Raw genomic sequence first — 14,060 nt, forward strand, 5'->3', positions numbered from 1 at the left:
CTTTTACAGGTCGCGGCTCTGAGACGCTGCGTGTTCTTTGTTGATTTATGAAATACACGATTACTCATACCGGAACAGACTGGTTGCTGAAAATCTGGGAACCCGCACCCATTGGCGGCGGGCGAGAGTTGCCGTTTCTTTACAAAATCAAGCTGCGGTTTAACTCTGAGAAAGAAGCGTTGGTGGTGCTTGACCACTACAAGATGCTCTACTCAGGCACGAGCCATCTAGAGATGTCAGACATGGGGGCGCTGATGGCAGTCTAGATTGACTAGATTACTAGATTAATTGTGATTGGCTAGATTAATTGTGCCCAGATTAATTGGGTTTAGAAACGGTGAGTGGCGATTCCCAAGATTCCCAAAAAGGATTGCTTCGGGAAAGATTGCTTCGGAACTGTTCTAAAAACTGCTCTAGAAATTGCTCTAGAACTCTAGAAACTGCTCTAGCAATCGCTCTCACTTCTTCTTTCCTGAAACGCTTGACTCATCCGAACACAATCCGAAAAGAAATCAGTCCCCTTTTGCAAAGTTTCTGCTAAGCCCTTTGTTCGGTTCTGCGATTGCAGGGTTTCTCTTTTGCGTAGGTTCCTAGGGGCGGCGATGGGCCATCGTGGTACTCGCCTGAGCTACAGGCATGAGAATTACGTCGTTGATATTGACATGGGCGGGGCGCGTGGCGCAGTACAGCACTACATCGGCAATGTCCTCTGCCGTTAGCGGTGTAAGCCCTTGGTATACCTTGCGAGCGCGATCGCCATCTCCATGAAACCGCACCTCGCTAAACTCGGTTTCCACCATGCCCGGATCAACCGAGGTAATTCGCACAGCGGTTCCCAATAAATCCAGCTTGAGGCACTCCGTCAGGCTTTTGACGGCGGCCTTCGTGGCACAATACACATTGCCACCGGGATAGGGCTGGTGTCCGGCGATGGAGCCGATGTTGATCACATGGCCGCGATCGCGCTGCACCATGCCAGGGAGAATCGCCCGCGTGACGTAGAGCAACCCCTTCACGTTGGTGTCGATCATTTCTTCCCAGTCTTGCACCTGGCCTTCGTGGAGCTTGTCTAGCCCCCGGCTCAGCCCTGCATTGTTCACCAAAATATCGACCGCCGCCCAGTCTTCGGGCAGTGCGCTCAGCGTAGACTCGACCCTGGGGCGATCGCCCACATCCAGTTGCAGCAGCAGCGTCTCCGTTCCAAACTGGGACTTGAGCGCGGCCGCTATCTCCTCTAGCCGCTCCAATCGCCGCGCTGCCAAAATTAGCCGCGCCCCTGCCTCCGCAAAAAAATGGGCACAAGCCGCACCAATGCCGCTGCTTGCACCCGTAATCAGAACAATTTGGTTTTGAATAGAAGCCATTGGAAGGGTCAGGTTTTAGGAATTCGGATTCATCCTATCACCCGCCCCGGCCGTTCCCCGCCGAAACCCTGGCTCGTAATTCTAAGCCGTGATCCTAAGCCGTGATCCCAAGTCATGCTCCTAAGCCACTGCTCCTAAGCCGTTGCCAGGGCAGGCTCCGGGCGCTTGCTGTGGCGAATGCCTTCGATGGCTTCGGCATAGTCCTTCGCGCCGAAGACCGCAGACCCGGCCACAATTGCGTTTGCGCCTGCTTCCAGCACTTGCCAGGTATTGTTCACCTTCAGCCCGCCATCAACTTCGATCCAGGGGTCGAGGCCGCGCTCGGCGCACATTTCGCGGAGCTTGCGGATCTTGGGCAGCACTGCCGGAATGAAGCTCTGGCCGCCAAAACCGGGGTTGACGCTCATAATCAGCACCAGGTCGCACACCTCCAGCACATACTCAATCAGCGTCAGCGGCGTAGACGGATTCAGCACGACTCCAGCCTGCTTGCCCAGCTCCTTGATCTGGCAGAGGGTGCGGTGCAGGTGGGGAGAGGCGTTGTGTTCGGCATGGACGGAAATGATGTCGGCTCCGGCTTTGGCGAAGTCTGCCACATACTTTTCTGGCTCCACAATCATCAGATGCACGTCCAGCGGCTTTTGGGTATAGGGACGAATCGCGTCTACGATCAGCGGGCCGATGGTGATGTTGGGGACAAAGCGACCGTCCATCACGTCTACGTGAATCCAGTCGGCTCCAGCCTGGTCAACCGCTTTGATTTCGTCACCCAGGCGGCTGAAGTCGGCAGACAAAATCGACGGAGCAATGACGATGGGCTTTTGTGAAGTAGGCAGGGTCATGGCGGCGGGTTCTCCTGGGTTTGATTTGGTATTAATTTTAACAAAGCTCATCCATCAGTCCAGACCCTTTGCAAAGCAGTCCGGGGCCAACTCTTAAGGCTTTATAAAAAAGCTGTCTACAAGAAGCTTTATACAAAATGGAGAGTCGCGCAACTGCTCATCGAGAAATTTTCATCGAGAAATTTTCTGAGAAATTTTCATTGAGAAATTTTCATTGAGAAATTTGCCGCTCGCCGCTCACCCAGCCTTGGAGTCTGGCAGACGCTTCTGAATCAAGCCTTATAAAGCCTTAAAACCAGCCCTGGAAAAGCCAGAGGCTAGCTCTTGCACATGGCACAGTCTTGGGATGCAGCCGCCGCTGGAACAGGGTGTAGTCCTCCGGTTGGCGGCACGGGCGAATCTGCCAGGACGGTGTAGATTTCCCACGGTGCGCCGTCGGGGTCGTGAACCCAAACCTTATCTTGCAGCGCATAGCAGCAGTTGGTTTGCGATTCGGGTACGGTGGCCAGGTCGAGCTGCGCGAGGCGATCGCCCGCTGTCTTCACCGCTTCGGACGTGTCCACCTCTACGCCTAGATGGTTGAGCCGTTCCGTCGCGTTGGGATTTTCGATTAGCACGAGCTTGAGCGGCGGCTGGGCGATCGCAAAGTTGGCATAGCCAGGCCGCCGCTTGGCAGGTTCGGTGCCAAACAGCTTGCTATAGAACACAATGGCTTCATCAATATTGCTCACATTCAGCGCCAGTTGTACGTGAGACATCGGGTTTCTCCTAAGTAGAAGTTGGCATCAGTCATTCAATCTTGGCAGTCATTCAATCTTGGCAGTCATTCAATCTTGACAGCCGTTCATATTGACGACCATCAATATCGACGCTCATCAATATACTGGCACTCTATATCGATGAGTGTCAATATTAGAAATATGAATTTCCCTAAATCTGTTCCGTCAACTGCCGTGCCAACCTGCTGCACTCCGCTGCTAGCGGGCGCGTTACCACCCGAAGACGCGGCCCGGCTTGCCGCCCTGTTTCGCGTGTTGGGCGAACCGGCCCGCCTGCAACTGCTCAGCCTGATTGCGGCCCAGCCGGGTCAGGAAGCCTGTGTGTGTGAACTGACGGAACCCTTGGGCCTGTCGCAGCCAACCATCAGCCACCACCTCAAGGTGATGTACGAAGCGGGATTATTGCAAAAAGAGCGGCGCGGCAACTGGATCTATTACCGACTGGTGGGCGATCGCCTCGAACAGTTGCGCGTTGCCCTGGCCAGCCCAGCCCGCTGAACCCACTGCCCGCAGGCCCCGTGCGATGATGCTGAGCGAACCCATTACCACGCTGACCGACTATGCGATCGCCCTGGAATGCCTGATCTTTGCGGCCTGCTTGCTGAAACAGGCAGTACCCCCCAAGCCTGCAAAGGGGTGGATACTGGCCTTTGGCAGCACGGCGCTGGCTGCGGCCCTGGGCGGCACGCTGCACGGGTGGGTCGCCGCATTGCCGCCGGGTTGGGCACTGGGCCTGTGGCGAGCCATGCTGCTGGCGCTGGGGGTTGCCAGCTATGGGCTGGTGGCTGGTGTGAGTGCGGACTGGGGGCCGGGGGGCAAATTGGGCTGGGTGCGCCAGTTAGCGCTGGGCAAGCTGGCGGTGTATGGGCTGTGGGCATGGCAGGCGGAATCCTTTTGGGGGGCGATCGCCGACTATCTGCTGTCCATGCTGCTGGTGGCGGGTCTAGTAGTGGGGCTGATATTAGGGCTAGTGGGGTCGGGGGCGGTTCTGGTCGGCCCAGCGCAGCGGGTCGCCGCAGGGTGGCTATTGGGCGGGGTGGGCCTGTCGTTTGCCGCAGCCGGGGTGCAGGTGGTGCAGCTTGCCCTGCGGCCCTGGCTCATGCCCAATGACCTCTATCATCTGGTGCAGATGGTCGCGCTCTATGCGTTCTTTCGCGCAGCGCAGCAGCATCCTTCTCACGCTGTTGGGTAAGTTCGTAGCGTTGTAAATGACCTGCTGGGCTGCTTTGCCGATATCTTTGTTCAGCCACTTTGCGAGGCTGCCGCCCGATTCTTCCCTAGCAGTATCCTTTAGTGTGTCCAGCAGGAATGTGGAAAGTCCAGCTACAAGCGGCGCTTCAAATCCAGTCATGAGGAGGGCGAGAGAAATTTAGCTCTGAAATTTAGCTCTATTATGGCCGGTGAATGCGGGACTCTGGGATTTTGGGTTCTGGTATCGCCGCCGTCCGAAAGTCCCCCTTGCTCAAGGGGGATTTAGGGGGGATCGGATCGGGTTCCAGGGGTCGGAGATTCCCCCTAGCCCCCCTTAGCAAGGGGGGGAAAGCCGGAAGTCCCCCTTGCTCAAGGGGGATTTAAGGGGGATCGGATCGGGTTCAAGGGGTCGGAGATCCCCCCTAGCCCCCCTTATCAAGGGGGGAACCGGAACCGCAGCCGTTTTGGGTAAGGTGCCTGATGTCGCTGATGCAAGTTTGGGGCGTATTTCTAATCTTTGTGCTGTGCCCCGTGCTGGGGGCGCTGCCGCTGATCGAGTGGATCGTGCGGGGGCTGACGGGGAAGCGCCTATCGAAGCTGGGCACGGGCAACGTCAGCGTGTCGGCGGCGTTTTATCACGGCGGGCGGGCGGCGGGCATTCTGGCGGTGCTGTCGGAGGCGGCAAAGGGAATTGCGGCGGTGCTGCTGGCGCGGCAGTTTTTTCCGGCGGGGTCGCTGTGGGAGGTGGTGGCGCTGATGGCGCTGGTGATGGGGCGCTATTGGGGCGGGCGCGGCGCGGGCACGACGAACGTGGTGTGGGGCTTTTTGCTGCATGACCCGGTGGCAGCGGGGCTGGTGGCGCTGATCGGCGGCATTGGGTTTACTGTGTTGCGCGATCGCACGCTTGGCAAGCTCAGCGTCCTCGTTTTGCTGCCGATCCTGGTGGCGCTGCTGCATCCCTACAGCGGCAAGCGGGTCGCCGTCACCGCATTGCTCAGCCTGCTGCTGGCGTGGATTTACCAAAAAATTCCCGATGATCTGGATCTATCGGCAGAGGAAGCTCAGGAGGAATCGAAGCGCGTGTTTCAGTTTTTTCGGGGCGATCGCGCCTTACTGTCCCTGGATCAGGCCCTCTCGCCGGAAAAAGTCGGCTCCAAAGCCGCCACCCTGGCCATCCTCAAGCGCCTGGGCTATGCCGTGCCCGATGGGTGGGTGCTGCCACCGGGAGACGACCCCGCGCCGCTGCTGACTGCCCTCTCGCCCAGCGCCGATGCGCCCTTGGTGGTGCGTTCTTCTGCCATTGGCGAAGATTCGGACACGGCTTCGGCAGCGGGGCAATACGAGTCGTTTCTGGATATCACCAGTCCGCCCGCGCTAGAGCAGGCGATTCTGCGCTGTCAGGGGTCTTACAACCTGCCCAGGGCGGTGCAATATCGCCAGCGACAAGGCAGCGCCGAGGGGGGCATGGCGGTGCTGGTGCAGCGGCAGGTGGCGGGGGCGTTTTCCGGGGTGGCCTTTAGCCGCGACCCCATCCAGCGGCAGGGCGAGGCGGTGGTGATCGAGGCGCTGCCAGGGCGGGCGGATCAGGTGGTGTCGGGTCGGGTCACGCCGGAGTCCTACCGCGTGTGGCTGCCGGAATTGCCAGAGGACACCCCCGACCCTGAAGCCTTCCTGGTGGAAGGAACGGGCGATGTGCCGCTGGCGGTGATCCGGCGGGTGGCGCTGCTGACGCGGCAGATCGAAGCCCAGTTTCACGGCGTTCCGCAGGATGTGGAATGGAGCTATGACGGGCAGCAGGTGTGGATTTTGCAGGCGCGGCCGATTACGACGCTGTTGCCCATCTGGACGCGCAAGATTGCCGCCGAGGTGATTCCTGGCTTTATCCGGCCGCTCACCTGGTCGATTAACCGACCCCTGACCTGCGGCGTGTGGGGCGAAATTTTTACCATTGTGCTGGGGAACCGCGCTCAGGGGCTGGACTTTGAGGAAACGGCGACGCTGCACCACTCTGCCGCCTATTTTAATGCGACCCTGCTGGGCGATATTTTTCGGCGGATGGGGCTACCTGCCGAGAGCCTGGAATTTCTCACCCGCGGCGCAAAGTTCAACAAGCCGCCGCTGGGGTCTACGCTGCGAAACTTGCCTGGACTGCTGCGGCTGGTGCAGCGCGAACGACGACTGCTGAAAGAGTTTGCCCAGTGCGATCGCCAGCAGTTTGCCCCGGCGCTGGCCGACCTGGCCGCCCAGCCCGCCGACTCGCTGGCCTCTGCCGATCTGCTCGATCGCATCGACCAGATTTTGGAAATGCTGCGCCCCGCCACCTACTTCAATATCCTTGCGCCGCTGGGATTTGCCGCCCGACGCGCCCTGTTCCGGGTGGATGAAGCGGCGCTCGATAACAGCGTGATGCCGGAGGTGGCGGCCGTGCGATCGCTCCAAACCCTGGCCCAACAAGTGCGATCGCACTTGCCCGCGCCCCCTGCTGACCCCAACGTGCTGTTAATGCAGCTTGGGGAAACCCCGGCGGGACGGGACATTCTCCACCAGTTTGACCAGTTCCTCGACCGCTATGGCTACCTCAGCGAGGTGGGGACAGATATCGCCGTTCCGACCTGGCGCGAGGCTCCCCGGGCTGTGCAGCGCCAGCTTGCCCAATTTGCCCAGCTTGACCCGCCTGCGACCATACCCGCTGCGTCGCAGTCTAGACCACCTGCTGCCAAGGTGCGAACCGTCCAGCAGCGGCTCGACCTCAAGGGGCGCGTGGCTGAGGTTTACAATCGCCTGCTGGCAGACCTGCGCTGGAGCATTGTGGCGCTGGAGCAGCGCTGGCTGGCTGACGGCTTGCTGGACGCGGCTGGCGATATTTTCTTCCTGGAAATTTCGGAAATTCGGGCGCTGGTGAGGGAACAGGATGCCGATTGGGGTTTGGTAAAGCGGCGGGTGCAGGAGCGGCGATCGCGCTTCGAGGAAGATTCCCAGCAGACGATGATTCCCCTGCTGGCCTACGGCCACGAGCCGCCGCGCCCGGTGGCCCAGCCACAACAGCCCGCCCTCAGCAGACTGATCGGCATCGGGGCCAGCCCTGGCGTGGCGGTAGGGACGGTCGTGGTGGTGCGATCGCCCCAAGACGCGCCGCCCCTCGACCGCTCTCACATCCTCGTCGTGCCCTACACCGACGCAGGCTGGGCCCCGCTGCTGGCGCAGGTGGGCGGGCTGATTGCCGAAGTTGGAGGGCGGCTCTCCCACGGGGCGATCGTTGCCCGCGAATACCAGGTTCCCGCCGTGATGAACCTGGCCAGCGCCACGCAGCGGCTTCGATCGGGCCAGCGGGTGTGGCTGGACGGGGAGACGGGCGTGGTGGAGGTGATGGAACCGGAATAGTCGAAACGCTGGGGACACCCGCGAAACGATGGCGATTGCCTGGGCTATGGGATGTGCTATGGGATGTGCAACGCTGCAAAATTTCACGCTGCAAAATTTCACGCTGCAAAAATTCACACGGCCATCTCTAGTGCTGCGATCGCCCTGGGCATTCTGAGAACAAGCGCCCAACCTCACCCCATCCCCCGATCCGCTCATGGTGTCTTTTACTGCTGCACCTCCAAACTCTGCGCTGGCCTCGCCCCACCTGCTGACGGCGGCCATTTTGCAGTTGCCGATGCCCGACGCTGCCGATCGGGTGGCATCGGGGCAGGTGGTGCGGGCCCTGCAAACGCTGATGGCGCTGGTAGACGAGGTGCGATCGCCCGAAAACGGCTGGGATGCAAACACGCTGCCGACCCCAGAGGCGATCGCCCCCTATGTGGCCGACGAAGCCTGTGACCTGTTAGAAGCGCTAGAAACGTCGGACGCGCTGGCTGCCGAGGCGGGCGATCGCACGTTTCCCATCGAGGCGGCCGACTCGCCCAAACCGGCCCCCCTGTGGCCCCCCTACTGCACGCTCGACAGCCTCACCCCCCGGCTGCTGTGGGGGCTGGCCCGCAGCGCCGTAGAGACGATGCGGCTATTGGAAAGTGTGGCTGCGACGGTGGCTCCGGCAGGGGCGGTGCGCCAGCGGGGGCGGCTGCGGCTGGCGGCGGTGCTAGAGCTACACGCTGAGGACGGCAGCCAGCGCCATGACCTGGTGATGCATCAGCCAGGGCGATCGCCCCTGTCGCCCGATGCCCAGGTCTACGAACTCGATGGCACAGCGGTTTCCGGCACGCTCACGGCTGGGCAAATCCTGACAGCGATCGCCCAGCAGGTGGAACTGGTCACGCCGGCCCTGTCGCCGCTCTTGGTGGGTCTGCCGATTCAACTGCTGCTGCCGGAATATGACTGGCAGCCCGCAACGCTGCGCCTGCACCTAGAGCTAGAGTTTGTACCCGGTGGACTGCCCGCCTCGCCGGAGTTGCCGAATGGTGCGGCGGCTGGGGCTTCGGAACCGCCCGATGCGCTACCGTCGAACGATGAGGAACCCCTACCGACTACCCTTCAGTTCACGCCGGGGGCCTGGCTCCAGCGCTATTGCACCCACCTGAGAGACTATGCGCTCGCCCACCAAGCCCTGCATCTGAGCGGCTGTCGCATGGTGTCCGAAGCCGTCTTCCCGCTGCCTGCGGAAGAGGTGGTGCCACGGTTGGTTGCGGATGCCTGCCTGCTGCTGGATTTACAGACTTACTCGCCGCTGTTTGCGCCGATCGACCGCTGGCAAGACCGGATGCCGGGCGATCGCCTGCGATCGCGCCTCTTGTGGAGCCTCAGCCGCAGTAGCCCAGCAATGATGCAGCTCCTCGGCGGCGTGAAGGTGCGAATGCTGCAACCGGAAGCACCGTGGGATGCAGGCACGCTGCGGCTGCTGGTGACGCTGAAGCTGCAAACGCCGGAAATGGACTGGTACATTGACCTGGCAACGGGGCAAATGCCGGAACCGACGGTGTTTCCGCTGGCGGCGGACGTGGTGCTGCAAGCGGGCGACCTGGCGTTTGAGGCCCAGCCCGAGGCGGCCCTGCCGCCGCTCTCGCTGCAACAGCCCACGCCCTTGGCACAACTGACCGAGCATGTAATGCAGCAAATCGAAACCGCTGTACCCGAAGTGCATCTGCTGCTGGAGGGCGCTGCGGTAGATCTGTGGAGCGAAGCCGACCCCGAACCCCATCCCGCAACGCTTCAGGTCTTGGTGGATTTTGACTTTGTACCAGACTGGCACCTGACACCCGATCCGCATCGCGACTAGAATGAAGTGTCGATTTGGCAATCAGTCGATTTGGCACACTGGCATCGGATGAGAGGAGTTCGTCGCTACACGGCTCTGGCGCTGCTGAGCGCTCTGGGAATCAGCGCTGTCGGAATCATGGGAACCGCGCTTCCCGGCTGGGCCGCCACCCAAATTTACCTGCGCTATGGCCCGCTCCGCCTTAATGTTCCAGTGCAGGCAATTGAGAACTTTGGCAAAACAGGCGACGACCCCCGCCTCAGGTTCTATCTCAAGCGGCTTGCGCCCCATCAGCGATCGCAGCTTCAAAACACCCTTAACGCCACCTATGACGTGGACTTGATGATGGTGTCGCAGTTTAGCTACACCCGGTCGGGAGAGCGGCTGCTGCAAGAGGTAGGAGGGCTACTGCGGACGGCATCTGGGAAAAACGGCGCGGGCAGCCTGCGGAGCGCGGGCATCCTGGCGGCGGCAGACCCGGACGGCTTTAGCGTGCTGAGCTTTCTGCGGAATTTGCCCGTGGATATGCAGATCGACCTGCGGCAGGCTCTCGCCTTTCAGCGGCGACTGGGGGGGCTGCTGCAACGCACGGCAGTCGTAACCAATCAGGTGATTGACGCAACGCGGGCGATCGCCCAGACTGAAGCCGACGTGCTGCGAACCCTGCCGCCCATCGACCCGCGCCAGCCCGGTTCCGTCGCGTTCCAATCACAAACGCTGCGGCTGGTAGATGCTCAGCGCGATCGCCCGCTTGTGGTAGACCTGTACCTGCCAGCGGTGGATAGGCCCGCGCCGCTGATCGTCGTGTCGAACGGGCTGGGCGCACGGCGCGATCGCTTTACGCGGCTGGCCAGCCATCTGGCATCCCACGGCTTTGCGGTGGCCATTCCCGATCATCCGGGGAGCGATCGCGATCGCCTCCAGGATTTTTACGACGGGCTGCACCGAGAAAACTTTGACCCCGCCGAGTTTGCCAATCGCCCGCTGGATATCTCCTTTTTGCTAGATGCGTTGGGCGAAATGCAGCAGCAGGGGCAATTCCAACGCATCGACCTAGAGCGAGTAGGGGCGTTTGGCTATTCCTTTGGCGGCACGACCGCCTTTTCCCTGGCGGGCGCAGAGATACAGCTTTCGTCGCTGGAGCCGGCCTGCCAGTCCGATTCGTTCATTCTCAATATTTCGCTGCTGTATCAGTGTCAGGCGCTCGAAGCCCCGCCGCCGCCCAACCTGCGCGATCCTCGCATCAAGGCGGTCTATGCCTTCTTGCCCTTTGGCAAGAGCCTGTTTGGAACGGGTCTCTCGCAAATTGACGTGCCTCTGCTGTGGGAAGCGTCCGACGAAGACTTGCTAACGCCCCTGCTCGAAGAACAGGTTCCCTCGTTTCAGCAGCTTACCCCCTCCACGCCCCAGGCAGAGCGCTATTTCGTGCTGACCAAAGGACTGCCCCACGCCCGCATCAGCTACGAAATCGCCGGCCGCACGGCTGGCGGAGATTCTGGGTCAGACCGCCCCACGACTCGCCCCTCCTGGGAAGACATCAAAGCCATCTCCGAGCGCTATCACCACGCCCTGACGCTGGCATTTTTCCAGACCCATGTCGCTGGAAATGAGGACTATCGCCCGTTTCTCACAGCCGCCTATGCTACGCAGCTTGCGGAGCCGTCTTTTCCCCTTGGCTTTGTTGCGTCCCTCGATGCCATTGAGGATTAGCGAGGCTTAACAGATCATGGCTCAGAATTCCCTGATCTCGTCTTCCTTTCTCTGCGGCACAAACTAACTGCGGCAGACACTAAGTAATGCAACTCGTAGTAATGCAACTCGTAATGCACTTCTAGGTCGCCATATTCGCGATCTCCTGGCGCGACGAGCTAAAACGGGAAGTAGCGCACCGACAGGTAGAATCCGTTATCTTGCAGCGAGTCGCCCTGAGACTGGGCATCAATTAGCGGCAGCCCATAGTCTAGCCCCACCACCAGATTGGGCAATGCCTCCCAGCGCAACCCTGCGCCCACACCTAGCAGAAAGTCATCCTCCGGATCATCCAGGTCGATGTTCCACGCATGGCCCGCATCCAAAAATGAAATCAGCGTCAGGCGGTTGGAGTTTCGCAGCAGGGGAAAGCGGGCTTCGAGAGACCCCCAGAGGGCATTGTCGGCCACAATTTGGTTTTGGGCATAGCCGCGCACCGTGTCGAAGCCGCCCAGCCCAATCCGCTCGACCGACAGCAGCGAGTCGGGCGTGAGTTGGGCATTGAGCCGTGCCAGAAAGAGCGATCGCCCCGAAAAGCGCCGCACCCATTGAAACTGCCCCAGCCATTTGACAAACAGCCCGTCGGTGCCGCTGTCGTTGACCGTTGCGCCAAAGGCATCCAGCCCAACGCTAAACTCTGACCGAGCCGCCAACACGCTGAGGCGATCGCGCTCTACCCAGTCTTGAAAAAACCGCAGCGCCGTCACCCTGGATTCGCCGTTTTCTGTGCCGCGCGAAAAGCTGAAGGGGCGATCGCCCAAAATGAACGTCTGGCTGCGGCGCAAATCCAAACCCACGCCAAGGGCAAATTCCTGATTCACGCTGCGCGAGAGGGGCTGGCGAAACTGGAGCGACCAGGTTTCGGCCTCGCTGCGGATGTCAAAATCCTCAAACGCATCTTCGATAATGCGGCTATCGTTGGTGTTGTAGCTGAGGGTAATCGTGCCGTCGCGGGGATTGACGGGCAGGCTGATGCCAAGGTTATACAGATTTAGCCCGTCGGTGCGTCCGTAGCTAGCGAAGAGGCGATCGCCCGCGCCCAGCAGATTGCTATAGCTGGCAGAGACGCTGAACTGCGCCGAGCCAATGCTAGAAGACTGATAGTTGTCTGCGCCGATATTTGCAGAAAACGGCGACGCTTCCTGCAAATTTACCGCCAGCAGGCTGCGGCCGGGAACGCTGCCCGCCGTCAGTTCTGCATCCACCGATTCAATCTGTGGATCAATTTGCAGCAGTTGCAGGGCCCGCTCCAGATCCCGCTGGTTTAACGGTTTTTTTCCGGCTAAGCGAAGGCGCGATCGCACGTAGCTCGGATTCAGCCGCTGCAAGCCCGTGATTTGAATAGCGTCTTCCAGTTCCCCTTCCACAACTCGAATCTCGACCACGCCGCTGCGAACATCCTGGTTATTCGGCAGGAACGCGCCCGACGTGACGAAGCCCCGGTCGATATACAGTTGCGTGATGGCGCTGCGTAGCGCGACGAGTTCTTCAAACGTCACGTCCCGATTCACACAGCACTGAATGGCTTCGGCAATCTCGTCGTGCAGGATAGAGTTCCCCGTCACGATAATCTCATCCACCCGAAAGCGCACCAGCGGCACTGCCGGATCTGAAGCTGGCCCTCCCAAACTGGGGTCTAGCACGGGCGGCGACGGCTCGGCAGGCACTTCGACGGGCAGCGGCGGCGTGTCTCGCGGCTGCTCGATGGGGAAAGGGCGCGATTCGGCATCTGGCGGCAACACAACAGGTGGAGTAGCCCCGTCGGGGATTGCCTGGGCGATCGCCCGGTGCCGCCCTGGAAACACCAGCACGAATCCAGCGGCGGCCCACAGCACCACTCCCGTAGCGCTCCCTTCAACAATTGCCCTGCCCACGCTTCGGACGGTTGCCATTGCCTGTCTCATGCATGACTCTCTCGACTCAACGCCAGCCCTTCGTCCATTTGTTTACCTACACCTCTGAGACAGATCCACCTGAGAAGAATCGCCCTATCTGTACTCAATCCTGCTAGCATATTAAAACTAAATCCTGCCAGCATAGTAAAAAACCATTGCCTGTAAAATCTACCACCCCAGGTGGCTTCCTCATGCATCCACAGTCACGCTGGCTCAAAATTGATGAATTTTATGAACTTTTGGAATCACTCGCCAAGTTGACGGGTCAATGCCTGCACTAGACAGCGGGAAACGCTGGAGATCCGCAGCGTCAACGTGTACAGCGCGGGGGGTGGAGTGATTGTCAGCGACGTGGAAGCGGAACAGGCAGACGGCTCGGCAGACTAGCGACGGATTGAGATGAAGTAGCAGCAAGACTGCAACTTAAACGACAGGGCGATCGCCATTTCCTGAACATGAAGCGCGATCGCCCTGTAAAGACTCTATGAACTGGTGAGCTAGTGTCGGAAACCGGATGAGTTACACAGGTATTTTGCAGGTGTAACGGTTCCGCTCAAATACCTCATACACTCCTCTTGCGTTCACCTATGAAGACGTTTCACATTGCTGCGCTGGCCCTTGCCCCAGTGGTTTCGATTTTGGTGAGCAGTTCCGCTTTTGCTTTGGAAGGAAGAGACGATAGCCTCCGGTGCAACTTCCAGTTTGTGGATCAGACAATGGATTCGCTAATGAACATTCGTCAGCAAATGGATACCAATGGTGAGCTACGGTTTCAGATTCAACTGATCAATGCCTGTACTGGGCAGCGGGAAACGCTGGAGATCCGCAGCGTCAACGTATACAGCACAGGTGATGTGGTGATCAACGGCTATGTGGAACACGCAGACGGCTCCGGAGACTGGCGACGGATCGAGGTGAAGCAGTAGCACACTGCAAACGGCAAAAGGATACAAACGAAAGGGCGATCGCCATTTCCGCATGGAAGCGCGATCGCCCTTTTGATTAGGCTTCCTGCGGGCAATCCAAAATCGCCACTCCAAACTCCA

At 60.0% G+C, this 14,060-nt stretch carries 11 protein-coding genes; 7 read left to right on the forward strand and 4 right to left on the reverse strand.

Translation table 11 applies throughout. The annotated features are described in order from the left end of the window. The first annotated feature begins 47 nt into the window (after positions 1-47). Positions 48-266, forward strand: coding sequence for a hypothetical protein (locus HNI00_RS17430; RefSeq protein ID WP_297080416.1), 219 nt, complete (start codon positions 48-50; stop codon positions 264-266). Between the two features lie 324 nt (positions 267-590). Here HNI00_RS17430 and HNI00_RS17435 read toward each other — a convergent pair whose 3' ends face one another. The 3 genes from HNI00_RS17435 to HNI00_RS17445 all read right to left on the reverse strand — a co-directional run bounded on the left by HNI00_RS17435 (position 591) and on the right by HNI00_RS17445 (position 2,964). Next, positions 591-1,364 (reverse strand): SDR family oxidoreductase, encoded by a 774-nt coding sequence (locus HNI00_RS17435; RefSeq protein ID WP_316787947.1) that lies wholly within the window; start codon positions 1,362-1,364, stop codon positions 591-593. Between the two features lie 134 nt (positions 1,365-1,498). Continuing rightward, a complete protein-coding gene (rpe, locus tag HNI00_RS17440; RefSeq protein WP_420156385.1) occupies positions 1,499-2,206 on the reverse strand; it encodes a ribulose-phosphate 3-epimerase in 708 nt (235 codons plus the stop codon). A 317-nt stretch (positions 2,207-2,523) separates the two neighbouring features. Next, entirely contained in the window at positions 2,524-2,964 is a 441-nt protein-coding gene (locus HNI00_RS17445) for an ArsI/CadI family heavy metal resistance metalloenzyme (protein ID WP_316787951.1), read from the reverse strand. Between the two features lie 162 nt (positions 2,965-3,126). On the opposite strand from HNI00_RS17445, the gene HNI00_RS17450 reads away from it, so the two are divergent. From HNI00_RS17450 to HNI00_RS17470, 5 genes are all read left to right on the forward strand, one after another. After that, positions 3,127-3,483 (forward strand): ArsR/SmtB family transcription factor, encoded by a 357-nt coding sequence (locus HNI00_RS17450; protein WP_420156221.1) that lies wholly within the window; start codon positions 3,127-3,129, stop codon positions 3,481-3,483. Between the two features lie 25 nt (positions 3,484-3,508). After that, the gene (locus HNI00_RS17455) at positions 3,509-4,177 is read left to right on the forward strand and encodes a DUF6962 family protein (RefSeq protein ID WP_316787955.1); all 669 of its coding nucleotides are present in this window, start codon (positions 3,509-3,511) and stop codon (positions 4,175-4,177) included. 479 nt (positions 4,178-4,656) lie between these two features. After that, the gene (locus HNI00_RS17460) at positions 4,657-7,557 is read left to right on the forward strand and encodes a glycerol-3-phosphate acyltransferase (RefSeq protein ID WP_316787957.1); all 2,901 of its coding nucleotides are present in this window, start codon (positions 4,657-4,659) and stop codon (positions 7,555-7,557) included. Positions 7,558-7,753: 196 nt separating this feature from the next. Further along, positions 7,754-9,391 carry a nucleoside triphosphate pyrophosphohydrolase family protein gene (locus HNI00_RS17465; RefSeq protein ID WP_316787960.1) on the forward strand — a complete coding sequence of 546 codons (1,638 nt, stop codon included), beginning with the start codon at positions 7,754-7,756 and terminating at the stop codon, positions 9,389-9,391. 48 nt (positions 9,392-9,439) lie between these two features. Next, positions 9,440-11,080 carry an alpha/beta hydrolase gene (locus tag HNI00_RS17470; protein ID WP_316787962.1) on the forward strand — a complete coding sequence of 547 codons (1,641 nt, stop codon included), beginning with the start codon at positions 9,440-9,442 and terminating at the stop codon, positions 11,078-11,080. Positions 11,081-11,238: 158 nt separating this feature from the next. Here HNI00_RS17470 and HNI00_RS17475 read toward each other — a convergent pair whose 3' ends face one another. Further along, the gene (locus HNI00_RS17475) at positions 11,239-13,011 is read right to left on the reverse strand and encodes a ShlB/FhaC/HecB family hemolysin secretion/activation protein (RefSeq protein ID WP_316787964.1); all 1,773 of its coding nucleotides are present in this window, start codon (positions 13,009-13,011) and stop codon (positions 11,239-11,241) included. Positions 13,012-13,601: 590 nt separating this feature from the next. On the opposite strand from HNI00_RS17475, the gene HNI00_RS17480 reads away from it, so the two are divergent. After that, a complete protein-coding gene (locus tag HNI00_RS17480) occupies positions 13,602-13,940 on the forward strand; it encodes a hypothetical protein (protein ID WP_316787966.1) in 339 nt (112 codons plus the stop codon). Positions 13,941-14,060: the final 120 nt, after the last annotated feature.

Source organism: Thermoleptolyngbya oregonensis NK1-22 (assembly GCF_032705245.1).
In the GTDB taxonomy this organism is placed as follows: domain Bacteria; phylum Cyanobacteriota; class Cyanobacteriia; order Elainellales; family Elainellaceae; genus Thermoleptolyngbya; species Thermoleptolyngbya sichuanensis.